This window comes from Clavibacter vidaverae, from assembly GCF_047529985.1.
In the GTDB taxonomy this organism is placed as follows: domain Bacteria; phylum Actinomycetota; class Actinomycetes; order Actinomycetales; family Microbacteriaceae; genus Clavibacter; species Clavibacter nebraskensis_A.
On sequence record NZ_JBLJAM010000001.1, the window covers coordinates 661,198 to 684,291 of the forward strand.

At 74.0% G+C, this 23,094-nt stretch carries 17 protein-coding genes; 5 read left to right on the top strand and 12 right to left on the bottom strand.

The features are described 5' to 3' along the window. The first annotated feature begins 94 nt into the window (after window positions 1–94). Window positions 95–1,423 carry an SGNH/GDSL hydrolase family protein gene (locus tag ACMT9T_RS03080; RefSeq protein ID WP_414744184.1) on the top strand — a complete coding sequence of 443 codons (1,329 nt, stop codon included), beginning with the start codon at window positions 95–97 and terminating at the stop codon, window positions 1,421–1,423. 43 nt (window positions 1,424–1,466) lie between these two features. Here the strand turns inward: ACMT9T_RS03080 and glgP are convergent, their stop codons facing one another. After that, window positions 1,467–4,022, bottom strand: a complete 2,556-nt coding sequence (glgP, locus tag ACMT9T_RS03085; protein ID WP_414744185.1) for an alpha-glucan family phosphorylase — start codon at window positions 4,020–4,022, stop codon at window positions 1,467–1,469. A gap of 205 nt (window positions 4,023–4,227) precedes the next feature. On the opposite strand from glgP, the gene ACMT9T_RS03090 reads away from it, so the two are divergent. Together ACMT9T_RS03090 and glgB are read left to right on the top strand one after the other, a co-directional pair. Beyond that, window positions 4,228–6,711 carry an alpha-1,4-glucan--maltose-1-phosphate maltosyltransferase gene (locus ACMT9T_RS03090; RefSeq protein WP_414744186.1) on the top strand — a complete coding sequence of 828 codons (2,484 nt, stop codon included), beginning with the start codon at window positions 4,228–4,230 and terminating at the stop codon, window positions 6,709–6,711. Next, window positions 6,708–9,284 (top strand): 1,4-alpha-glucan branching protein GlgB, encoded by a 2,577-nt coding sequence (gene glgB, locus ACMT9T_RS03095; RefSeq protein ID WP_414744187.1) that lies wholly within the window; start codon window positions 6,708–6,710, stop codon window positions 9,282–9,284. Before ACMT9T_RS03090 ends, glgB begins: the two co-directional genes overlap by 4 nt. Before the next feature lie 73 nt (window positions 9,285–9,357). On the opposite strand, the gene ACMT9T_RS03100 is transcribed toward glgB, so the two are convergent. Then, complete coding sequence (locus tag ACMT9T_RS03100; RefSeq protein ID WP_414744188.1) at window positions 9,358–10,362, bottom strand: tetratricopeptide repeat protein; 1,005 nt, start codon at window positions 10,360–10,362, stop codon at window positions 9,358–9,360. Then, window positions 10,359–12,215 (bottom strand): DUF8094 domain-containing protein, encoded by a 1,857-nt coding sequence (locus ACMT9T_RS03105; protein WP_414744189.1) that lies wholly within the window; start codon window positions 12,213–12,215, stop codon window positions 10,359–10,361. The genes ACMT9T_RS03100 and ACMT9T_RS03105 overlap by 4 nt, the downstream gene beginning before the upstream one ends. Before the next feature lie 285 nt (window positions 12,216–12,500). Between ACMT9T_RS03105 and ACMT9T_RS03110 the strand changes: the two genes are divergently transcribed. Both ACMT9T_RS03110 and ACMT9T_RS03115 read left to right on the top strand, forming a co-directional pair. Beyond that, the gene (locus ACMT9T_RS03110) at window positions 12,501–14,273 is read left to right on the top strand and encodes a coiled-coil domain-containing protein (RefSeq protein ID WP_414744190.1); all 1,773 of its coding nucleotides are present in this window, start codon (window positions 12,501–12,503) and stop codon (window positions 14,271–14,273) included. Window positions 14,274–14,299: 26 nt separating this feature from the next. Beyond that, a complete protein-coding gene (locus ACMT9T_RS03115) occupies window positions 14,300–15,358 on the top strand; it encodes an AI-2E family transporter (protein WP_414744191.1) in 1,059 nt (352 codons plus the stop codon). 42 nt (window positions 15,359–15,400) lie between these two features. On the opposite strand, the gene ACMT9T_RS03120 is transcribed toward ACMT9T_RS03115, so the two are convergent. The 9 genes from ACMT9T_RS03120 to tsf form a co-directional block, all read right to left on the bottom strand. Continuing rightward, entirely contained in the window at window positions 15,401–16,135 is a 735-nt protein-coding gene (locus ACMT9T_RS03120; RefSeq protein ID WP_414744192.1) for an alpha/beta hydrolase, read from the bottom strand. Then, a complete protein-coding gene (locus ACMT9T_RS03125) occupies window positions 16,132–16,428 on the bottom strand; it encodes a hypothetical protein (protein ID WP_116055121.1) in 297 nt (98 codons plus the stop codon). Before ACMT9T_RS03125 ends, ACMT9T_RS03120 begins: the two co-directional genes overlap by 4 nt. A gap of 34 nt (window positions 16,429–16,462) precedes the next feature. After that, on the bottom strand, window positions 16,463–18,193 hold the full coding sequence (locus ACMT9T_RS03130) for a cation:proton antiporter (RefSeq protein WP_414744193.1): 1,731 nt from the start codon (window positions 18,191–18,193) through the stop codon (window positions 16,463–16,465). Window positions 18,194–18,266: 73 nt separating this feature from the next. After that, entirely contained in the window at window positions 18,267–18,884 is a 618-nt protein-coding gene (locus ACMT9T_RS03135; protein WP_414744194.1) for an aggregation-promoting factor C-terminal-like domain-containing protein, read from the bottom strand. Window positions 18,885–19,078: 194 nt separating this feature from the next. Then, complete coding sequence (locus ACMT9T_RS03140) at window positions 19,079–19,624, bottom strand: DivIVA domain-containing protein (protein ID WP_414744195.1); 546 nt, start codon at window positions 19,622–19,624, stop codon at window positions 19,079–19,081. A 10-nt stretch (window positions 19,625–19,634) separates the two neighbouring features. Next, window positions 19,635–20,675 (bottom strand): phosphatidate cytidylyltransferase, encoded by a 1,041-nt coding sequence (locus tag ACMT9T_RS03145; RefSeq protein ID WP_414744196.1) that lies wholly within the window; start codon window positions 20,673–20,675, stop codon window positions 19,635–19,637. Further along, complete coding sequence (gene frr, locus ACMT9T_RS03150; protein ID WP_413963373.1) at window positions 20,676–21,194, bottom strand: ribosome recycling factor; 519 nt, start codon at window positions 21,192–21,194, stop codon at window positions 20,676–20,678. It abuts the gene before it with no gap. Between the two features lie 153 nt (window positions 21,195–21,347). After that, window positions 21,348–22,064 carry a UMP kinase gene (pyrH, locus tag ACMT9T_RS03155; protein WP_116055109.1) on the bottom strand — a complete coding sequence of 239 codons (717 nt, stop codon included), beginning with the start codon at window positions 22,062–22,064 and terminating at the stop codon, window positions 21,348–21,350. A gap of 158 nt (window positions 22,065–22,222) precedes the next feature. Next, complete coding sequence (gene tsf / locus ACMT9T_RS03160; RefSeq protein ID WP_116055107.1) at window positions 22,223–23,050, bottom strand: translation elongation factor Ts; 828 nt, start codon at window positions 23,048–23,050, stop codon at window positions 22,223–22,225. Between the last annotated feature and the right edge of the window lie 44 nt (window positions 23,051–23,094).

A 23,094-nucleotide genomic window follows, 5' to 3' on the forward strand; every position in this document is an offset into this window, starting at 1 on the left:
CCGCGGGTTCGCGCCGCCGGCTGCCCGTGTGCTCTCCTGGACGGACCCGCACGATCCGCCGCGCGCACCGCGCCCGACGAACGAGGACGCCGCCATGACCGACGAGCACCCCGCCGAGCCCGCCGATCGCCCCGCGCCCGCGGATCCCGCCGCCCGGCGCCGCACCCTCACCCTGACCCGCCGTGCGCTCGTCGCGGGCGGCGGTCTCGCGGCGCTCTCCGCCGTCGCCGCCGTCGCCGGCTGCACCACCGCACCGCGGCCGTCGGATCCGACGGCGAGCGCCACCGGCTCCCCCGCGGCGGATCCCGCCGATCCGCCCGCGCCCGCCGTCACCGCGTCCGGCGGCCCGCCGATCGAGCCCATGACCTACGCCCCCGACGACGCCCTCGCGGGCTTCTTCGCGCTCCGGGAGCGGGTGCGCGAGCGCCGCCTCACGATCGGCGTCCTCGGCGACAGCATCGCCGAGGGCCAGGGCGCGACCACGCTCCAGCACGCGTACCCGGCGCAGCTCCGCGACCGCCTGCGCGCCGCCCACCCGTCCGGCGCGCGCGGCGGCCTCGACTACATCGCGTCGCGGCACCAGATCACCGTGCCCGCCGACCAGGGCTTCTCCTTCCCCGGGACGACGACCGCGGCTGGCCGCCACGGCTGGGGGCGCCGGGTCGTGCCGCTCACCGAGGCGTCCGGCCCCGGCACCTACCGCGCGCGCATGACGTCGGCCGAGGTGTGCTGGTGGGCGCCGGGCCTCGACGCGGCCATCACGGTGCAGGTCGACGACGGCGCGCCCGAGACCGTCCGCGCGGACGCCGGCGGCTCGCTCACCTGGACGAGCCCGCGCATGGACTCCGCCGAGCACGAGATCACCGTGGCGTGGGCGGGCGGGAAGCCCGAGCTCGAGGGCGCCTGGCTCTTCGACGGCGACGAGACCCGCGGCATCCACGTCATCGAGGGCGGCAACTCCGGCTCGCAGCTGTGGCAGCTGTCGGAGAAGGCGCGGCCCGACGGCGTGAGCACCTGGATCCGCTCGGCCCCGCGCTTCGAGCTCGACCTCTGGATGCCCGAGCACCTCATCAACGACGTGGTCGTCCGCACGCCCGAGCAGGTGCGCTCGGACGCCGCCGTGCTCATCGAGCTGATCCGCACCGTCAGCGAGGCGCCCATCCTCTTCACGCCGCCGTACGAGCGCACGACGCTGCCGATCCGCGGCACGACGTGGGCCGACTACATCGGCGCGCTCAGGGACGCGGCGTCCGCGGATCCGCTCGCCGACGTCTTCGAGATCGGCGCGTACATCCCGCGCATGGTGGGCGAGGGCGCGTCCGACCCGTACGGCTGGATGGGCCCGGACAACCACCCGAACGACAGGGGGTACGCGCGCTTCGCCGAGGTGCTCGCCGCGAAGCTCACCGCGACCCCCGCCTGATCGGCGTCGGCGCGCCCGGATCCACCCGCGCGCGCCGCCGCCGTCAGCTCGCGACCGCGACCAGCCCCGGCTCCGCGCTCGACGCCAGCAGCTCGTGCCGCGGCACGACGCGCACGGTGTAGCCGAACGGCCCCGCGCTCGGGAGCCGCACGCTGCCCGCGTACTCCTGCTGCCCGCCGGATCCGCCGACGGGCTGGAGCTCGTGCCGCACGACGTCGACGAGCACGTCGCCCTCGCCCGTCCGCCCGTGCACCACCTCGACCGTCACGTCCTCCGCGCCGAGCCCGCCGAGCGCGACCCACGCGCGCACGCGCAGCTCGTCCCCGACCTGCGCCTGCTGGCCCACGCCCTCCGACTCGACGTGCGCGACCTGCACCGACGGCCACGCCGCCTCGACGCGGCCGCGCCACGCCGCGAGCTCCCGGGCGCGGGCGTGGTCGTCGGCGGCCACGATCCGCTGCGCACGCCCGGCCGGCACGTACAGCCGCTCCACGTACTGGCGCACCATGCGGTCGGCGCTGAGCTCGGGCGAGAGCGTCCGCAGCGTGTGGCGGATGTCGTGCACCCAGCCCGCCGGCACGCCGTCCGCGTCGCGCTCGTAGAAGAGCGGCGCGATCCGGTTCTCGATGAGGTCGTAGAGCGCGGTCGCCTCCAGCGCGTCGCGCTCGGCGCCGTCGTGCGCGCGGTCGGCCGACGGGATCGCCCAGCCGTTGCCGCCGTCGAAGTACTCGTTCCACCAGCCGTCGAGGATCGACAGGTTGAGCGCGCCGTTGAGCGCCGCCTTCATGCCGGACGTGCCGCACGCCTCGAGCGGCCGCAGCGGGTTGTTGAGCCACACGTCGGTGCCCGGGTAGAGCAACTGCGCCATGCCGATGTCGTAGTCGGGCAGGAACACGAGCCGGCCGCGGATCTCCGGCTCGGCCGCGAACCGCACGAGCTCCTGGATGAGGCGCTTGCCCTCGTCGTCGGCCGGGTGCGACTTGCCCGCGACCACGATCTGCACGGGCCGGTCGGGGTCGGTGAGGATGCCGCGGAGGCGCTCCCGGTCGTGCAGCATCAGCGTCAGCCGCTTGTACGTGGGCACGCGTCGCGCGAACCCGATGGTGAGCACCTCGGGGTCGAGCACGTCGTCGAGCCAGTCCGGCTCCACGCCGCCCGGGTTCTGCTCGCGCCAGGCGCGCATCACGCGGCGCCGGGCGTCGGCGACGAGCTGGCGGCGCATGCGGCCGCGCACGTCCCACAGGTCGCCGTCGGTCACGGCGGGCGACGACCAGTCCGCCTGGGTGGTGTCCCACGTGCCGAGGCGCTCGCTCGCGAGCGACATGAGCATCGGATCCGTCCACGTCGGCGCGTGCACGCCGTTCGTCACGCTCGTGATCGGCACCTCCTCGGTGTCGAACCCCGGCCAGAGCCCGGCGAACATCCCCCGGCTGACCTCGCCGTGCAGCTGGGAGACGCCGTTCGCGCGCTGCGCCAGCCGGAGGCCCATGAGCGCCATGTTGAAGACGCCGGGGTCGCCGCCGTCGTGCGCCTCCGCGCCGAGCGCGAGCACCCGCGCGGGCGGCACGCCGGGCAGGAGCGCGTCGGTCACGTGCGCGCGCACGAGCCCGACGTCGAACCGGTCGATGCCCGCGGGCACGGGCGTGTGCGTCGTGAACACGGTGCCCGCGCGGACGACCTGCAGCGCCTCGTCGAAGTCGAGGCCGTCCGCGATGAGGGACGAGATGCGCTCGAGCCCGAGGAAGCCCGCGTGGCCCTCGTTGGTGTGGAAGACACGCGGAACGGGCGATCCGGTGACGCGCGCGTGCGCCGCGATGGCCCGCACCCCGCCGATGCCGAGCAGCAGCTCCTGGTGCAGCCGGTGCTCGCCGCCGCCGCCGTAGAGGCGGTCGGTGACGCCGCGGAGGTCGTCGTCGTTCTCGGGCACGTCCGTGTCGAGCAGCAGCAGCGGGATCCGGCCGACGCGCGCCTGCCAGATGCGCGCGTGCAGCGTGCGGTCGGCGGGCAGCGCGAGCGTGACCTGCACGGGCTGCCCGTCGGCGTCGCGCAGCACCTGGAGCGGCAGGCCGTCGGGGTCGAACACGGGGTAGGTCTCCTGCTGCCAGCCGTCCGAGGAGATCCCCTGGCGGAAGTAGCCGGAGCGGTAGAAGAGGCCGACGCCCACGAGCGGCACCCCGAGGTCGGACGCGCTCTTCAGGTGGTCGCCCGCGAGGATCCCGAGGCCGCCGGAGTACTGCGGCAGCGCGGCGGCGATCCCGAACTCCGGCGAGAAGTAGCCGATCGCCTCGGGCACGTCCCCCTCGAGCGACTGGTACCAGCGCGGCTCCCGCACGTACGCGCGGAGGTCCTCGCGCTGCTCCTCGGCCCACGCGACGAAGCCCTCGTCGGCCGCGAGCTCGCGGAGCCGCTCCTGGTCGACCGCGCCGAGCAGCGCCACCGGATCGTGGCCCGTGCCCTCCCAGAGCTCGGGGCTCACGTGCGCGAACACGCGGCGGGTGGGCTCATACCACGACCATCGGAGGTTCCCGGCGAGCTCGTCCAGCGCGGACAGCTCCTCCGGGAGGACGGCGCGGACGGTGAATCGGCGGATGGCCTTCACGGGACTCCCTCGGACCGGACGGCGGCGGGCGGACCCGCGCGGATGGGACCCGAGCCTAGGGGCGCCGGGTTCAGGGCACCAGGGTGCGGGTGCCCGGCCACGACCCGCGGGACGGACGGTGACGGCCGGGCGGCGCGCATCCGAACGGCGTCCCTCCCGGCCGCGGCGAGCGACAGCCGGACGGCGCACGGGCTACGGTCGAACAGTGACCACACCCCAGGACGGACCCGATCCCCTCCCCCGCCCGGTGCGCGGCCGTGCAGCCCGCAAGCTCGCCAAGGCCCAGAAGCTCCAGGACGCCCAGAAGCCGCCGACGCCCGAGCCCCCGCTGATCCCCGAGGCGGCCGCGCAGGCCGCCCCGGCCCCCGCTCCCGTACCCGCACCCGCTCCCGCACCCGCACCCGCACCCGCGGAGCCGGCGCCCCTGCCGCCCGTCGTGCAGGCACCGCCCGTCGTCCCCGAGGCGCCGGCTGCGCCGCAGGCCGCGGCGCCCGAGCCGGCCGCCGCGCCCGAGCCGACGCCCGCCCCGGAGCCGGCACCCGTCGCGCACACCGCGCCGCGTCACGCCGCCCCGGTCGCCGAGCCCGTCTCCCCGACGCCCGCGCCCGCGCCGACCCCCGACCGGGCAGCCGCGTCCGAGGCCCCCGCGCCCGCCGACGCCGCCCCCGCGGACGACGACTACGTCCCCGTCATCGGCCGCATCCCGATCCTGTCGCTCACCCCGCAGATCGAGGACGACCTCTGGCCCGCCAAGAGCTTCGTCCACGACGTCGTGCCCTTCGGCGCCACGATCTTCCGCGAGGGCCACGACCTCATCGGCGCCGACGTCGAGCTCACCGACCCGTCGGGCGCCGTCACGTCGCACCGCATGTCGCTCGACGCCACGAAGCCCGGCCTCGACCGCTGGATCACCACCGCCCAGCTCGAGACGCAGGGCGTCTGGACCTGGCGCGTCAGCGCGTGGTCGGACGACTACGGCACCTGGCTGCACAACGCCGAGATCAAGGTCCCCGCGGGCCTCGACGTCGACGTGATGCTCGCCCTCGGCGCGGAGCTCCTCGAGCGGGCCGCCGCCGACGACGCCCGTGACGCCGCCGACCGCGCCGTCCTCCGCGACGCCCTCGCGGGCATCGCCGACACCGGCCGCACCGCCGCCGAGCGCCTCGCCGCCGCCACCTCCCCCGAGGTGCACGCCGCGATCGACCGCCTCCCCGTCCGCAGCCTCGTCACCCTCTCGCCCGAGCGCACGATCGTCGTGGAGCGCGAGCGCGCCGCCGTCGGCTCCTGGTACGAGTTCTTCCCGCGCTCCGAGGGCGCCGTGGAGCACGAGGACGGCTCCTGGACGAGCGGCACGTTCGCCACCGCCGCCCGCCGCCTCCCCGCGATCCGCGACATGGGCTTCGACGTGGTCTACATCCCGCCGGTGCACCCCATCGGCCGCACCAACCGCAAGGGCCCGAACAACACGCTCACCGCGGGCCCGCACGATCCGGGCTCCCCCTACGGCATCGGCTCCGAGGACGGCGGCCACGACTCCATCCACCCCGAGCTCGGCACCGTCGACGACTTCCGCGAGTTCGTCGCCGCCGTCGCCGACCATGGCATGGAGCTCGCGATCGACATCGCGCTGCAGGCCTCGCCCGACCACCCGTGGGTCACGACGCACCCGGAGCTCTTCACGACGCTCCCCGACGGCTCCATCGCCTTCGCGGAGAACCCGCCGAAGAAGTACCAGGACATCTACCCGCTGAACTTCGACAACGACCCGGAAGGGTCGTACCGCGAGATGCTCCGCGTCATGCGCGTGTGGCTGGGGCTCGGCGTCAAGATCTTCCGCGTCGACAACCCGCACACCAAGCCGCTCGTGTTCTGGGAGCGCCTCATCCGCCAGGTGATGCGCGACGAGCCCGACGCGATCTTCCTCAGCGAGGCGTTCACGCGCCCCGCGATGATGCGCACGCTCGCCAAGATCGGGTTCCAGCAGTCGTACACGTACTTCACCTGGCGCAACACGAAGCAGGAGCTCGAGGAGTACCTCACCGAGGTCAGCCACGAGACGAGCGACTACCTGCGCCCGAACTTCTTCGCGAACACGCACGACATCCTCACGCCCTACCTGCAGTTCGGCGGGCGGGCCGCGTACCGGATCCGCGCCGCGATCGCCGCGACCGCGTCGCCGTCGTGGGGCATCTACTCGGGCTACGAGCTGATCGAGAACGTCGCGCGCCCCGGCGCCGAGGAGAACATCGACAACGAGAAGTACGAGTACAAGCCGCGCGACTGGGCCCGCCAGGAGGAGCTCGGCGGATCCATCGCCCCGGAGATCACGCGCCTCAACGAGATTCGCCGCCAGCACCCCGCGCTCCGCCAGCTGCGGAACCTCGACGTGCACTGGAGCGACGACGACTCGATCCTCGTCTACTCCAAGCACCTCGCCGCCGAGCACACCGGCACGGGCGAGGCCGACACGATCCTCGTGGTCGCCAACGTCGACCCGCACTCCGCGCGCGAGACCCAGGTCCACCTGGACCCGACCCGCTTCGGCCTCGCCGAGGACGCCGTGTTCGACGTCGAGGACCTCCTCACGGGCGACGTCTACACGTGGTCGACCTCCAACTTCGTCCGGCTCGACGCGTTCACGCACCCCGTGCACGTGTTCCGGGTCCACCCGACCGCATCGAAGGGATGACGGACATGACCGACACCACCCCCCAGCAGGACCCCCGCGACGGCGCAGACGTCGTCGTGCCGCTGGCCGCCGAGTCGCACCCCGAGACGGGCGCCGACGTGGTCGTGCCCCCGGCCGACGACGACGCGGCCGCCACCGGGACGGACGCGGGCTCTCCCGCGAGCGCGTCCGACCCGATCCGCCTCCCCGAGGTCGCCGACCACGACCTGCGCGCCGTCGCCGAGGGCGTCCACTCGGGCCCGCACTCGGTCCTCGGCCAGCACCCGGTCGCGATCGACGGCGTGTCCGACGACCTCGTGGTCGTCCGGGCGCTCCGCCCGCTCGCCGAGGCCGTCTCCGTGATCCTCTCCACCGGCGCCCGCGTCGAGCTCGCGCACGTCGCCCACGGCGTCTGGCAGGGCGCGCACGTCCTCGGGCTGCAGGACTACCAGGTCGAGGCGCGCTACTCCGACGGCGGCACCTGGACGAGCGACGACCCGTACCGCTTCCTGCCGACCGTCGGCGACCTCGACCTGTACCTCTTCGGCGAGGGCCGTCACGAGCGCCTCTGGGACATCCTCGGCGCGCAGCACCGCGAGCACTGGGGCGTCGCGCAGACGTACTGGGGCGTCTCCTTCGCCGTGTGGGCGCCGCACGCCCGCGCGGTCCGCGTGATCGGCGGCTTCAACGGCTGGGACGGCGTGCAGCACGCCATGCGCCGCCTCGACGGCAACGGCGTCTGGGAGCTCTTCGTCCCCGGCGTGGAGCCCGGCGTCTCGTACAAGTTCGAGATCCTGACCCAGGAGGGGCACTGGATCGAGAAGGCCGACCCGATGGCCCGCATGACCGAGGTCCCGCCCGCCACCGCGTCGCGCGTCGAGACGAGCGCCTATCAGTGGGACGACGCCGCCTGGCTCGAGCAGCGCGCCGCGCGCGATCCGCACGACTCCCCCATGAGCGTCTACGAGATGCACCTCGGATCCTGGCGGCCCGGCCTCGGCTACCGCGAGGTCGCCGGCGAGCTCGTCGCCTACCTGCAGGAGCTCGCGTACACGCACGTGGAGTTCCTGCCGCTCGCCGAGCACCCGTTCGGCGGATCCTGGGGCTACCAGGTCTCCGGCTACTACGCGCCCACGTCGCGCTTCGGCAGCCCCGACGACCTGAAGTACCTCATCGACACGCTGCACCAGGCCGGAATCGGCGTCATCGTCGACTGGGTCCCCGCCCACTTCCCGAAGGACTCCTTCGCGCTGGCGCAGTTCGACGGCCAGCCGCTCTACGAGCACACGGATCCCCGCCGCGGCGAGCAGCAGGACTGGGGCACCCTGGTCTTCGACTTCGGCCACTCGCAGGTCCGCAACTTCCTCGTCGCGAACGCGCTGTACTGGTTCGAGGAGTTCCACATCGACGGCCTCCGGGTCGACGCCGTGGCCTCGATGCTGTACCTCGACTACTCGCGCGAGGAGGGCCAGTGGCTCCCCAACGTGCACGGCGGCCGCGAGAACCTCGAGGCGATCTCGTTCCTCCAGGAGGTCAACGCCACCGCGTACCGCACCCACCCCGGCATCGTGATGATCGCGGAGGAGTCCACGAGCTTCCCCGGCGTCACGCGCCCCACGAGCGACGGCGGCCTCGGCTTCGGGCTCAAGTGGAACATGGGCTGGATGCACGACTCGCTCGACTACGCGGCCGTCGACCCGATGTACCGCGCCCACCACCACGACCAGATCACGTTCTCGATGGTCTACGCGTACACGGAGAACTTCCTCCTCCCCATCAGCCACGACGAGGTCGTGCACGGGAAGGGCTCGCTCGTCGGCAAGATGCCGGGCGACCACTGGCAGAAGCTCGCCAACGTCCGCGCCTACCTGTCGTTCATGTGGTCGCACCCCGGCAAGCAGCTGCTCTTCATGGGCCAGGAGTTCGGGCAGCCGTCCGAGTGGAGCGAGGAGCGCGGACTCGACTGGTGGATCCTCGACCAGCCCGTCCACCGCGCCCTGTTCGACCTCGTCGGCTCGCTCAACCGCACCTACGTGGACACGCCCGCGCTCTGGGCGCTCGACAACGACCCGGCCGGCTTCGAGTGGATCGACGCGGGCGACGCCGAGCGCAACGTGCTCGCGTTCCTCCGCCGCGACCGCGACGGCGAACAGGTCGCCGTCGTGCACAACTTCTCCGGCGCGCCCATCTCGGGCTACCGGCTGGGGCTGCCGCAGGCGGGCGTGTGGGAGGAGATCCTCAACACGGACGCCGAGCAGTTCGGCGGATCCGGCGTCGGCAACCTGGGCGCCGTGCACGCGGGCGACGACGGCTGGCACGGACGCCCGGCGTCGGCCGAGCTGACGCTGCCGCCGCTGGCCGGCCTCTGGCTGCGTCTGAAGCAGGATCCGGCCGACCTCCGGCCCGTCGAGGCGCCCGCGCACCACGCGCCGGACGCCGACGAGTCGCGCGTCGACGGCACGCCGTTCGCGGACGCGGCCGACGCGCCCGTCCTCCCGCAGTCGCCGGACGCGCAGCCGCCCGTCGAGGGACTGTCCGCCACGGACGACGCCCCGGCGTCGGACGACGGCACCCCGCGGGTGCCGACGGTCTGACACCCGCCCTGCACGACGACGGCGCCGCACCCCCTCGGGGATGCGGCGCCGTCGTCGTCCGTGCGGACGGGCGTCAGTAGAGCAGGCGCGTGAGCTGACGACGCGCCACGGCGACCCGCGGGTCCTCGAGCCCGACGACCTCGAAGTGCTCGAGGAGGCGCTGGCGGATGGCCTCGCGGCCCGCGGCGTCAGCCGACGGGAAGAGCTCCAGCAGCCGGGTGAACGCGTCCTCGACGTGCCCGCCGGAGAGGTCGAGGTCGGCGACGAGCAGCTGGGCGTCCACGTCGTCGGGGGCCGAGGCGGCGGCGGAGCGGATCCCGTCGGCGGCCTTCCCGTCGAGGCGGTGCAGGAGGCTCACCTGCGCGAGCCCGGCGACCGCGAGGGCGTCGCGCGGGTTCTGCGCGATGGCCGTGCGGTACTCCGCCGCGGCGGCCGCGTAGTCGCCCTGCTCGATGAACGCGTAGGCCTCCGCGTGGTGCGGCGGCAGCGGCTCCTCGACCGGCGCGGCGGGCTCGTCGGATCCGGCGGGCGCGACGGCCCGGCCGGTCACGCCGTTCTGCTGCGCCAGCTCCAGCACCTGCTGGACGACGTCGCGCACCTGGTCCTCGGGGATCGCTCCCGCGAAGAGGCCGACCGGACGGCCGCCGATGAGCGCCGCGACGGTGGGCACGGTCTGCGCCTGGAACGCCTGCCCGAGCTGCGGGCTCTGATCGACGTCGATGCGCACGAGGAGCACGCGGCCCGCGTGCTCGGTGACCACGCGCTCGAGCACGGGCGACAGCTCGCGGCTGGAGGCGAGGCCCGTCGAGACGAGCTCCACGAGGACAGGCACGACGCCGGAGATGTCGAGGAACTGCGTGAACGACGCGTCGTCGGCCTGGAGGACGAGGCCCGGCACGTCCACCGTCTGCGGCACGCCGGCCGGGCCGGCGGGCGCTCCCGCGGCACCGGCGGCCGGGGACGCGGGCGCTCCGGCGGCTCCAGCAGCTCCGGCAGCGGGCGCCTGCGCGCGGTTCACGAGCGAGGACAGGTCGACGGCGCCGCGGAGGCTCGCGGCGGAGGGGGGCACGTTCGTCATGGGAGCTCCTTGGCCGAGGTGATGTGGGTGCTGGACGCGTAGAGGCGGATCTTCTCGCCCGAGTTCACGGGCGGCACGTACATGAGCATCTGGGCGGTCCGCACGGTGTCGAAGCCCTTCGCCGAGTCGGTGAGCCCGGTGATCGCCTGGACCTCCGGGTTCGCGTTGACCTTGGCGCCCTCGGCCGTGGGCTTGGCGATGATGCCGAGCTTCACGGTGACGCTCACGAGCGCGCCGGACTCCACGGTCGACATGGCGACGGGCGTCGCGGAGTCCGCCGTGGCGGAGAACTCGACGGAGCCGGTCTCGCCGATCGACGCCGGGAAGTCCGTCTTGCGCTTGGCGTCCTGCGCGCGCACCCCGTCGTCGGTCGCGTCGAAGAGGCTCGCGAACTCGCTCTGGTCGCCCTTGTTCAGGAGGTCCGCGTAGGCGGCGGAGAGCTGGTCCGGCTGGACGGCCAGCAGCTTCACGTCGGGCGCGAGGCGCGCGGCGCCGATCGCGGCGGGGGCGACGTCCGGGAGGGCCGCCGTCGTGGAGACCGGCATGGCGTACAGCACGCGGTAGTTCTCCCGCGGGCTGGTCTGCACGAGGGTCAGCGAGAGGGTGGGCGCGTCGTCCGCGTCCGGGTCCTTGACGACCGCGGCGATCGTGCGGGGCCAGGCGACGGTCGCCTGCGGCAGCGTGAGCTGCAGGTCGCCCGCGGGGATGGCGGGGACGGCGGCGATGTCGGGCTTGGCCTTGCGCACCTGGTAGTCGGACGTGCGCTCCTGCAGCGCGGGACCCGCGAAGCGGGAGTCGAGCTGGCCCGCGTCGAGCGACTGGTCACCCGCGGTCGCGACCTCGGAGACGCGGGAGACGATGCGCTTGGCCTGCTCATCCGTGACGACGGGCGGATCCGCGTCCTCCGCCTGGCGGGCGGCGTCGAGCGACGAGGTGGGCGTCGGCGTGGGCGTCGCGGCCGCGCCGGCGGTGAGGGCGGCGGGCGCGCCCTGGGTCGTGCACCCGCTGAGCGCGAGGCCGGTGACCACGAGGACGGGCAGGGCGATCATGCCGCGGCGTCCGCGGCGCGGCGCCGGTGCGACGGTCCCCGAGCCGGCGGTGAGGGCGGCGCGACGGGCCGCCGGTCCGATGCGCGGGATGCGCGGGCCGCCGCGCGGGGGCAGGTTGCGCCGCGGTCCGCGGCTGCGGCGGAGGTGGCGGAGGGCGAGCAGGTAGAGCACGAGGCCCACCACCAGGAGGACGATGCCGCCGATCACGAGCGGGAGGACCCACGGGGACTCGCCCTCCGAGGGCCACGACACGGTGACCTCGGCGGGCGCGGCGGCCGTGCCGTCCGTCGCGAGCAGGATGCTGACGTCGTCCGGGAGGCGGGTGCTGAGCGACAGCTCGCCCTCGCCCGTCTGCTCCGAGAGCCAGAGGTCGGATCCGCGCGGGTCGGTGACGGCGGAGGTGACGGTCGCGGGCGTGCCCGACTCGCCCTGGGGCGCGTCCTCGGCGCTCGGCGCGGGCGTCGGCGTCGGCGTGGACTCCTCGGGCCGGACGACCTCGCTGGTCAGCGCGCCGGTCTCGTCGACGTCGACGCGCGTGTACGGGCTGCTGCCCACCCACGCCTCCACGTCGGTCGTGGGTCCGTACGCGGCGAAGACCTCGCCGTCGCCGCGGGCCACGGTGTCCTGCAGGCCGGGGTGCGCGTTGAGCGTCTTCCCGCTGATGACCGTGTAGGCGGCGCCGTCGGCGGAGGACGTGGCCGCCGTGATGCGGTCGGGTCCGGCCAGGAAGGTGTGCTGGGCGATGCCCAGGCCGATCATGAGGGCCGCGACCACGAAGGTCGCGATCGCCAGGACGAATCGCACGGGTGTCTCCTCTCGTGTCGTCGCGGGCGGCGGCCGCTCGAGCGGCGGTCGGGGTGCCGACCGCGGCGGCCGACGAGCACGGGTGCTCTCGCGTCGTACCCGCCGTGCTGCGGGCGGGCCGGCGACGGACGACGACATCGAAGGATACCGGACGTCGCTGGGAGCGCCTCCTCGGGTGGCCGCCCGCCGCCCGAGGAGGACTCGGGGGCGCCGACCCGCGAGTCGGTAGGATCGGCACCTGCCGCGCCCGGCCCGGTGTCGGCGAGCCCCCTCGAAGGAGTCCCCGTGCCCCACGACGACACGCCGTTCAGCCCTGCCATGCGCGGCTACAACCGGGACGAGGTCGACCGGGCCGTCGGCGACCTGCGTCGTGAGCTCATCCGCTCCAACCAGCAGGGCGCCGAGCTGCGGTCCGAGCTCGAGCGCCTCCGCCGCAGCGAGCAGGAGCTGCGCGACGAGCTCGAGGAGGTCGGCAGCCCCACGTTCGCCGGCCTCGGATCCCGGCTCGAGGCCACCCTGCGCGTCGCCGAGGAGCAGTCCACGCGGCTGGTCGCGCAGGCCGACGCGGACGCGTCCCGCCTCCGCCGCGCCACCCAGGAGGAGACGGACGCGCAGCGCGCCGAGGCCGAGGCGACCGCCCGGCACCTCGTGGACTCCGCCCGGGCGCAGGCCGCGCAGATCCTCGACGCCGCCCGCCGTGAGGCCGACGACCTGCGCGAGCGCGCCGACGACCGGGCCGAGGGGCTCCGCAGCGACGCCGAGCGCGAGGCCGCGGCCCTCCTCCTGCGCACGCGCACGGAGGTCGCCGACCTCCGCGGCACCGCGGAGCGCGAGACCGCGAGCCTCCGCGCCGAGGCCGCCCGCGAGGTCGCGGAGCTGCGCGCCCGGGTCGACCGCGAGACGGACGAGGCCCGCCGCGACGCCGCCGACCTCGCCCGCGAGACCGTGCTCGCGCGCGGCGCCCTCGAGCGCGAGCTCGCCGACGCCCGCGCCCGGCACGACGAGTCCGTCGCCGAGGAGCGCGCGGACCTCGACCGCGACGTGCGGGAGGCGGAGGAGCGGATGCGCCTCGACGAGGAGACCCAGCGCATCGCCCTGGCGCAGCTCGACGAGCAGACCCGCGCCGACCTCGACCGCGAGATCGAGCAGGCCCGCACCGACTGGGACCGCGAGGTGCAGGCCTCGCGTGACGACTTCGACCGCCGGATCCACGCCGAGCGCACCGCGTTCGACCGTGACGTGGAGGAGACCCGCGCAGCCCTCGAGCGCGAGATCGCCGAGACGCGCGAGGCGCTCGAGCTCGAGGTGGCGACCGCGCGGGCCGACCTCGCCCGCGAGGTCGAGGAGGCGCGCACCGACCTCGCGCGCGACGTCGCCGACGGCACGGAGCGGCTCGCGCGGGAGACGCGGGCCACGCGCGCGCAGCTCGAGCTCGAGGCCGTCACGGCCCGCGCGGCGCTCGAGCGCGAGATCGCGGAGGCCGAGGCCCTGGAGGCCGACCGCCGAGAGGCCGAGCGCCTGCGCCTCGAGCGCGAGTCCGCCGAGACGCGCCGCGAGCTCGCGGCCGAGGCCGACGAGGCGCGCCTGATGCTCAGCCGCGAGATCGAGCAGGGCCACCTCGACCTCGACGCCGAGATCACCGCCCGCCGCGACCACGACGCACGCGACGCCGCGGAGCGCCAGCGGGAGGCCGCCGAGCGCACCGCCGCCTACCTCGGCGAGGCCGAGGCGCGCCTGCAGGAGGTCACGGCGCTCCTGGCGTCCACGCGCGAGGAGGCGGAGACGCTCGCCGTCGAGAGCCGCGACGCCGCGCGGAAGGCGCGGGAGGACGCCGACCACGACGCGCGCGCCGCCGTCGCCGACGCGGAGCGCCGCGCGCGGGAGACGGTGGCCGACGCGGAGCGCCGCGCGCGAGAGACCGTCGCGGACGCGGAGGAGCGGCTCGACCGCATTAGGATCGAGCGCGAGGCGGTGGCCGCGTACCTCGAGAACGTCCGCGGCGTGCTGACCCAGGCGGACGACGCCTCCTCCGACGACGAATCCCGCACCGCGCGCTGAGCGCGCGCCGACTCGGAGGCCCCGACGTGAAGATCCAGAACCCCTACCGGCTCGGCCTCCTCGCGGGCCTCGGCGTCCTCACCGCGCTCGTCATCGGCGGCGCGCTGGTCTCGCTCGGCACCGTGCTCACGTACGTCGGCACCGCCATCTTCCTGGCGCTCGGCATCGACCCGCTCGTCACCTTCCTCGAGCGCAAGGGCGTCCCGCGCCCGGTCGCCATCCTCGTGATCTTCCTGGTGCTGCTCGGCTCGCTCGCCGGCGTGCTGCTCACGGTCATCCCCGTCGTCGTCAACCAGGCCAGCGCGCTCGTCACGCAGATCGTGCAGTACGCGCAGAGCGTCAGCGGCGACCAGTTCATCGAGAACCTGCAGTCGTTCGTGCCCCGCGAGGTGTTCGACGTGCAGACGGGCGCCGACCAGCTCGTCCAGTACCTCTCCAACGCCGCGAACGTGGCCGCCATCACGGGCAACGTCCTCACCGTCGCCTTCACGATCGGCAACTTCCTCTTCGGCGTGGTGATCATCGTGATCCTCACCATGTACTTCACGGCGTCGCTCAACTCCTTCAAGAGCGGCCTCTACAAGCTCGTGCCGGCCACCCGCCGCGCGCGCTTCGCCGACATCTCCGAGCAGATCACGCAGTCGGTCGGCCGCTACGTCATGGGCCAGGTCGGGCTCGCGCTCTGCAACGGCGTCCTCAGCTTCATCTACCTCAGCATCGTCGGCGCGGCGCTGCCCGCGGTCTGGGCGTTCATCGCGTTCCTGTTCTCGCTGCTCCCCCTCGTCGGCACGATCACCGGCTCGACGCTCATCGTGCTCGGCCAGGTCGTCCTGCTCCCCGAGTCGGTGAACACGTGGATCGCCGTGGCGATCTACTACCTGGTCTACATGCAGATCGAGGCGTACGTCCTGAGCCCGAACATCATGAACCGCGCCGTCAAGGTCCCGGGCGTGGTCGTGGTCATCGCCGCGCTCACCGGCGGCACGCTGCTCGGCGTGCTGGGCGCGCTCATCGCGGTGCCGGTCGCCGCCGCGGTGCTGCTCATCATCCGCCAGGTCGCGATGCCGCTCCAGAACGAGCGCTGACCCGCCCGGGCGCCCGACCGGCGCACCTGCGGGCGGGCGCCGTCAGCCCGCGGCCGGCCACTCGGTCGGCAGCGGGAGAGCCGACGGGTTGACCGTGCGCACGATCTCGGCGAGCACGCGCGCGACCTGCGTCTCCCCCACCCACAGGTGCTTGGCACCGTCGACGGCGATGAGCTCCGCCTCGGGCACCGACGCGAACCGCTCGCGGGCCTCGGCGGGCCGGAGGAAGTCGTCGTGCTCGGGCACGAGGATCACGAGGCGACGCGGATCACCGTGCCACCCGGCGACCTCGTCGGCCGTGGCCCGGTGCAGCGGCGGAGACAGCAGGATCGCGCCCTCCACCTGGTGGCCCCGGCCGTGCTTCAGCGCGATCTCGGTGCCGAACGACCAGCCGACGAGCCACGGCGCCGGGAGGCCGCGCGCCGCGACGAGGTCCATGGCGGCGGCGAGGTCGTGCCGCTCGCCGTCGCCGCCGTCGAACGCGCCCTCGCTCGTGCCACGCGCCGAGGTGGTGCCGCGCGTGTTGAAGCGGAGCACGGCGAGGTCGGCCAGCGCGGGCAGCCGGAGCGCCGCCTTCCGGAGCACGTGGGAGTCCATGAAGCCGCCGGCGGTGGGCAGCGGGTGCAGGGTCACGAGCGTCGCGACCGGATCCCGGTCGGCGGGCAGCGCGAGCTCCCCCACGAGGCGTAGTCCGTCCGCCGTGATGAGCTCGACGTCCTCGCGACGCGCGGGCAGCTCCGTGGAGCTCGTGATGGGGCGGGGGGCGGTGTCCGTCATGAGACCTTCCAGCAGTGGGTGTGCCAATGACGGCGTGCGGCGAGGTCGCTCTGCTCGCCCATCATGCCGTCGGCGCGCCAGGCCACGACGTGCGCGTGGCCGGGCTCGATGTCGAGCGCGCAGCCGGGGCAGCGGTAGACCTTGAGCGCCCGCGCGGCCGACACGGGCTGCACGTTCCAGACGCGTCCGCGCCGGGTCTCCGTCTGCTGCGAGCCGCTGAGGAGGCGCGTCAGCACGTCCTCGGCGTCGTCCACCGGGCGGCGTCTCCCCCGGGGTCGATTGCTGCGCGGCATGATCCGATCCTAGGCCGCGTCGCGCGCCGCCTCGTCAGCCCGCGTCGGCCTGACGCCCCAGGCGCGCCTCCTCCTGGTCGAGCATGCGCTGCGCCCGCGCGAGCACACGCGACGGGTGCTCCCCCGTGCCGCGCGCCTCGAGGAGGGCCGCGCGCTCGGCGTCGAGGACGTGCCGGCGGAGCAGCAGGTAGGCGGCGCGCGGCGTGATCGGCGCGTCCTCGTCGGCCACCATCGCCTCGGCGCGCTCGCTCACCCACTCGGCCTTCATCGCCGTGTCGCGCCGCACGCGCTCGACGACGTCGTCCTCCACGACCGTCCCCTCGGGCAGCTGCCGCACGCCCTCGTCCACGGCGCGGATCCCGGCCTCGGCGAGCTCGGCGACCAGCGCGGCGAGCTGCCGCTGGTCCTCGACGGCGTCGCTGCCGCGGATCCCGCTCAGGCGGATGACGGCGGGCAGGGTGCCGCCGTTGACGAGGAGCGACACGATCGCGACGGTGAACGCGATGAGCACGAGCTGCGCCCGGTACGGCGTGCCCGACGGCAGCGACTGGGCGGCCGCGAGCGTCACCACCCCGCGCATGCCCGCCCAGCCGAGGACGAGTCCGCCGCGCCAGCCGAGGCCCTGGGAGCGCAGCGCCTGGAGGTCCGCGCTGCGGCGCCGGAGGATCCGGGCGGCCGCCCGCTCCCGGCGCGACGGCCGGTCGCCCCCGCGGTCCCGACGTAGGCGCTCGAGCCCGCGGCGGACGCGGCGCGTGCGCTCCGCGGCGTGCTCCTCGTGACGGCGCAGGCCGAGGAGCAGCGGCACGAGGAAGCCGAACCGGATGAGCGTCAGGACGACGAGCGTGAGCACCCCGTACGCGACCGCGGTCCCGGCGCCGAGGTCGGCCTCGTGCACCTCGTCGACGATGTCCCGGAGCTCCAGACCCATCACGAGGAAGACGCCGTTCTCGAGCAGGAAGAGCACCGTGCGCCAGTTCAGCCGCTCGTTGATGCGCGATTGCGCCGACAGCGTCGAGGCGCTGCGGTGGCCCGACCAGATGCCTGCCGCCACCACGGCGAGCACGCCGGACGCGCCGACCTCCTCCGCGGGGATGAACGCGACGAACGGCACGGCGAACGAGATCGCCGTGTCGAGCACGGGGTCGTCGAGCCGGCGTCGCACCTCGGTGGTGATGACGCCGACGACGATGCCGATCGCGAGCGCGCCGACCGCGGACAGCACGAAGCCGCCCGCCGCCTGCCAGAGGTCGACGGTCGCGCCGATCGCGGCGATGGAGGTGCGCAGCAGGACGAGCGCCGTCGCGTCGTTGACGAGCCCCTCCCCCTCGAGGACGGTGACGAGACGCGGCGGCAGCCCGAGCCGGCGCGCGATGCTCGTGGCCGCCACGGCGTCGGGCGGGCTCACGACGGCGCCGAGGGCGAGGGCCCCCGCGAAGGAGAGGTCCGGGAACAGCGCGTAGATCAGCAGTCCGATGCCGAAGGCCGAGACGAGGACCAGCACCACCGAGAGGCTGATGATCGTGCGGAGGTTCCGGCGGAGGTCGACGAGCGGCACCGTCACGGCCGCGCCGTACAGGAGCGGCGGGAGGACGCCCGACAGGATCAGCTCGGGCGGCACCTCGACGGGCGGCACGCCGGGCAGGAACGAGACCGCGACGCCCACCAGGACCAGCACGAGCGGGGTGGCGACGCGGATCCGCCGCGCCAGGAGCGTGACGGCCACGAGGGTCGCGATCCCGGCGACGCCGAGAGCCGCGTAGTCCATGCTCAGAGGCTAGCCCCGCCCGGGACGGCGAGGACGACCCGCGGGGGCGCCGCGGACCCCGCCCGCGGCGTCGTCAGTACCAGTTCTTGAGGACGCTGTGCGCCTTGGCGCCGCACGGGGACCCGTAGCGCGAGTCGATGTACTGCAGGCCCCAGGTGATCTGGGTGGCCGGGTTGGTCTGCCAGTCGGCGCCGACGGACGCCATCTTGCTGCCCGGGAGCGCCTGCGGGATGCCGTAGGCGCCGCTGGGGTTGTAGGCGTTGACGCGCCAGCCGGACTCCTTGGTCCACAGGTAGTCGAGGCAGGCGTACTGGTCGTCGCCCATGCCCTGCGACGCGAGGATGCTGCGGGCGATGCCCTTGGCGCTGCCCGGATCGGGGACGGCGATCGCGCCGCCGCCTCCTCCGGCGCCGGGCGACGCCGCGCCCGACCCGGTGGACGGGGCGCTCGGCGCGACGGGGGGCGGCGGAGGCGGCGGCGGTGCCGCGACGGACTCGAAGCCGGGCTCGATCTCCACGGCGGTGTCGGCGCTGGCGACCGAGATGCTCTGCGCGTCGGCGCGGGCGAGCTGCGCGACGGTGGTCTGGTACTCCTGGTACTGCGGGTTCGCGACCGCGCCCGACGTGGGATCCACGACGTTCACGAGCATGAACGCGGCGGCGGCTCCGAACGCGACGGTGGGGGCGGCCACGCGCGAGAACGCGGAGCGCCGACGGGGAGCGGGCCTCGCAGCGGCGGTGAGCGGCTGGCGAGGGACGAGGACGTTCGTGTGTCTACCCATGGCTTCGGACGACTTTACCCAACCGTTACCCGGATGGCGACTCCTGGGCGCTTTCGGGGGCGTCCTGTCAGGCGGGACCGCCGGGGAGGAGTCGCCGCGCGATCTCAGCGGACGGCGTTCATGACGTCGATGACCGCGTCCAGGAGCAGGTCGACCTGCGCCTCCCGGTATCCGCCGCGGCGCGGGTGGAAGGCCACCGTGCGCACGTCGTCGACGCTCATGGGCTTGGTGCCGCGGAAGTACTTGGCGATGCGGTCGGCGAAGCGGTCGACCTCGCGACGGTCGTACCCGGTGGTCAGGAGCCCGGCCCGGTCGAACCGCTCCCCCGCGGGTCGGCTGACCCGGTCGAGGATCTCCTGCGCGGCGCGGCGGGCCTCGGCGTTCCAGGCCTCCGCGCCCACGCGCGCCACCGTGCGGTCGCGCTCGCGCACGGCGAACGCGTCCTCGAGGCGCTCGAGCACGCGGTCCACCGCGGCGGCCGAGTAGCCGCCCCGGCGCATGTCGAAGGACACCCGGCGGATGGTCTCGGAGGTCAGCGACCGGTCGGCCTCGTCGTCGTAGCAGCGGCGCGCGTCGCGCAGGAAGGCGTCGACCTGGTCCGGGTCGTAGCCGCGCTCGCGGCGTCCCGCGGTCGGGAAGGTGGTGGTCATCCGGGACATCCTACGAGGTGCCGCCCGTGACGATGAGGAACAGCGCATAGGCCACCGCGGCCGAGGGGAGCACCGAGTCGAGCCGGTCGAGGAACCCGCCGTGGCCGGGGAGCCAGGAGCTGATGTCCTTGACCCCGAGGTCGCGCTTGATCAGGGACTCGGCGAGGTCGCCGAGCGTCGCGGTGACGACGATGACGAGGCCGAGCACGACGCCGAACCACCACGCCTCGCCGATCATGAACTGCGAGAGCAGGATCCCGGCGATCACGGCCGCGGCCACCGCGCCCGCGAACCCCTCCCAGGTCTTCTTCGGGCTGATGGTGGGCGCCATGGGGTGCTTGCCGAAGTTGAGGCCTGCCACGTAGGCGCCCGTGTCGCAGCACACCACGAGGATGAGGAACGCGAGCGTCCACCACTCGCCGCCGTCGCCCGCGGTGAGGAGCACCGCGAACGAGCCGAGGAGCCCGACGTAGGCGAGCAGGAAGAGGCTCGAGCCGATGTCGCCGACGAGCGCGCGCGCGGACGTCCGACGCGCGGGCACCGCCTGCTCGACGACGCGCCAGAGCGCCAGGAACGCCATCGCGCCGAGCAGCCCCAGCCACTGGCCGTCCGGGCGACCGAAGTAGGTGATCGGCATGAGCGCGACCACCGCGATGACGGATCCGACGCGCGGCACGCGACGCCCCGCCTGGCGCAGGGCCGTGGCGAGCTCGTACGCCGTGAAGGCGACGAGCGCCACCGCGATGAGGAGGAACAGCTGCTTGACGACGACGAGGCTGACGAGCACCACCCCGCCGAGGAGGAGACCTACCGAGACCGCGAACAGGAGGTTGCGTCCCGTGCGCGCGTTGATGCGGTCGTTCGTCGCCTCGAGCGAGGCGCGCGTCGCGCGCACCTGCGCCGTGAGGTCCGCCCGGGTCGCCTGCACCTGCGCCTCGAACTCGGCGCGGGTCACGCGGCCGCGGTGCCGGCGGATGCGGGGGGCGCCGTCCGGCCCCGCTGCGGGCGGGACGACGGGCGCCCGCTCGGCGGGATCGTCGGGGCTGGCCACCTAGACCTCGAGGAGTTCGGTCTCTTTGCGCTTCAGCGCGTCGTCGACCTGGTCGGTGTGCGTCTTGGTGAGGGCCTCGAGCTCCTTCTCGCCGCGCGCCACCTCGTCGTCGCCGACCTCGCCCTTGAGCGCGTCCAGCTCGTCCTTCGAGCGGCGGCGGATGTTGCGGACGCTGACGCGCCCCTCCTCCGCCTTGCCGCGGACGATCTTCACGAACTCCTTGCGGCGGTCCTCGGTCAGCTCGGGGAGCGTGAGGCGGACCATCTCGCCGTCGTTGCCGACCGTGGCGCTGAGGTTCGGGACGTTGACGAGGGCCTTCTCGATCTCCTTGAGGGCCGTCTTGTCGTAGGGCGTGACGATGAGCGTGCGCGCCTCGGGGTTGTTCATGCTGGCGAGCTGGCCGAGCGGCGTCGGGCTGCCGTAGTACTCGACCATGACCTTCTGGAAGAGGGCGGGGTTGGCGCGGCCCGTGCGCACGGTGCCGAAGTCCTCCTTCACCGACTCGACGGCCTTGCCCATCCGGTCTCGGGCATCTGCGAGGACTTCGGCGACGGTCACGGGATCTCCTTCGGTAGCGCGGGCACGGTGGGCGCCCGGTCGATCTTAACGCGGATGGGGAGGCGCTCCCGCCCGCACGGCTCGTCGGAGCGCGCGGGCCGGGGGCGCCGGTCGTCAGTTGGAGACGATGGTGCCGATGCGCTCGCCCCGGATCGCACGGGTGACGTTGCCCCCGGGCTCCATGCCGAAGACGACCATCTTCATGTCGTTGTCCATGCAGAGGCTGAAGGCCGTCGAGTCGACGACCTTGAGGCCGCGCTGCAGGGCGTCCTGGTAGGTGAGCGTGTCCAGCAGGGTCGCGGAGGAGTCGGTGCGCGGGTCGCCCGTGTAGACGCCGTCGACGCCGTTCTTCGCCACGAGGACCTCGGTGGCCGAGATCTCGAGGGCGCGCTGCGCGGCGACGGTGTCGGTCGAGAAGTAGGGCAGTCCGGCGCCCGCGCCGAAGATGACGATGCGGCCCTTCTCGAGGTGGCGCACGGCGCGACGCGGGATGTACGGCTCCGCGACCTGGGTCATCGAGATGGCGGACTGGACGCGCGTGGCGGCGCCGGCCTGCTCGAGGAAGTCCTGCAGGGCGAGAGCGTTCATGACGGTGCCGAGCATGCCCATGTAGTCGGCGCGGCCGCGGTCCATGCCGCGCTGCGAGAGCTGGGCGCCGCGGAAGAAGTTGCCGCCGCCGACCACGATCGCGACCTCGACGGTCTTCGCCGCCTCCGCGATCTCGCGGGCCAGCGCGCTGACGACGTCCGGGTCCACGCCCATCTGGCCGCCGCCGAACGACTCCCCGGAGAGCTTGAGGAGGACGCGGCGGGTGGTGGTCTGATCGGTCATGGTGCTGTTCCCGTCCTTGCGTTCCGGTCGCCGGATCCGGCCCCGGTCCAATCTACTGTGACGCCCGGCGGGCACGGCGGCGGATCGTGGCGCCGCCCGGCCCCGGACAGGGAGAAGGGAGCCCGGGTCGCATGCGACCCGGGCTCCCCGTGGTGGTGCTAGGCGCCGACCTTGAAGCGGGCGAAGCCCGTGACCGTGAGGCCCGCGGCCTCGACGACCTTCTTCACGGACTGCTTGTTGTCCTTCGCGTAGTCCTGCTCGAGGAGCGCGACCTGCTTGAAGTAGCCGGTCAGGCGTCCCTCGATGATCTTCGGCAGGGCGGCCTCGGGCTTGCCCTCGTTGCGCGAGATCTCGGTGACGATGGCGCGCTCGGCCTCGACCTTGTCCGCCGGGACGTCCTCGCGGGCGAGGTACTCCGGGTTGGCGAACGCGATGTGCTGCGCGATGCTGCGCGCGGTCTCCGCGTCGGTGCCCGAGTAGTCGACGACCACGCCGACCTGGGGCGGGAGGTCCTTCGACGTGCGGTGGAGGTAGATCTCCTGGTGCTCGCCGGTGAGGCGGGCGACGCGACGCAGGGCGATCTTCTCGCCGAGGATCGCGGCCTGGTCGCTGATCAGCTGGTCGACGGTCTGCTCGCCGGCGGGGGCCTGGAGGGCCTCCTCGACGGTGGACGCGCCGGCCGCGACGACGGCGGCGAGGACGGACTCGGACAGCGCGATGAACTTGTCGTTCTTGGCGACGAAGTCGGTCTCGCAGGCGAGCTCGATGAGGGTGGCGGCGCCGTCCTTCTCGGAGGCGGCGACGAGGCCCTCGGCCGTGGAGCGGTCGCCGCGCTTGGCGTTGCCCTTCTGGCCCTTGAGTCGCAGGATCTCGATGGCCTTCTCGATGTCGCCGTCGGCCTCGACCAGCGCGTTCTTGCTGTCCATCATGCCGGCGCCGAGGCGGTCGCGCAGCTCCTTGACGTCAGCGGCAGTGAAGTTCGCCATGCTCATGGACTCCTTCTGTAGGTGATGATCCGGGGGTCCCCCGG

Bases quoted from the DNA above. Each gene is read 5' to 3' on its own strand.
- glgB (WP_414744187.1), top strand. From the start codon at position 6,708: ATGACGGACATGACCGACACCACCCCCCAGCAGGACCCCCGCGACGGC.
- ACMT9T_RS03080 (WP_414744184.1), top strand. From the start codon at position 95: ATGACCGACGAGCACCCCGCCGAGCCCGCCGATCGCCCCGCGCCCGCG.
- pyrH (WP_116055109.1), bottom strand. From the start codon at position 22,064: ATGACCGATCAGACCACCACCCGCCGCGTCCTCCTCAAGCTCTCCGGG.
- tsf (WP_116055107.1), bottom strand. From the start codon at position 23,050: ATGGCGAACTTCACTGCCGCTGACGTCAAGGAGCTGCGCGACCGCCTC.
- ACMT9T_RS03125 (WP_116055121.1), bottom strand. From the start codon at position 16,428: ATGCCGCGCAGCAATCGACCCCGGGGGAGACGCCGCCCGGTGGACGAC.
- ACMT9T_RS03130 (WP_414744193.1), bottom strand. From the start codon at position 18,193: ATGGACTACGCGGCTCTCGGCGTCGCCGGGATCGCGACCCTCGTGGCC.
- ACMT9T_RS03120 (WP_414744192.1), bottom strand. From the start codon at position 16,135: ATGACGGACACCGCCCCCCGCCCCATCACGAGCTCCACGGAGCTGCCC.
- ACMT9T_RS03100 (WP_414744188.1), bottom strand. From the start codon at position 10,362: ATGACGAACGTGCCCCCCTCCGCCGCGAGCCTCCGCGGCGCCGTCGAC.
- ACMT9T_RS03140 (WP_414744195.1), bottom strand. From the start codon at position 19,624: ATGACCACCACCTTCCCGACCGCGGGACGCCGCGAGCGCGGCTACGAC.
- frr (WP_413963373.1), bottom strand. From the start codon at position 21,194: ATGGGCAAGGCCGTCGAGTCGGTGAAGGAGGACTTCGGCACCGTGCGC.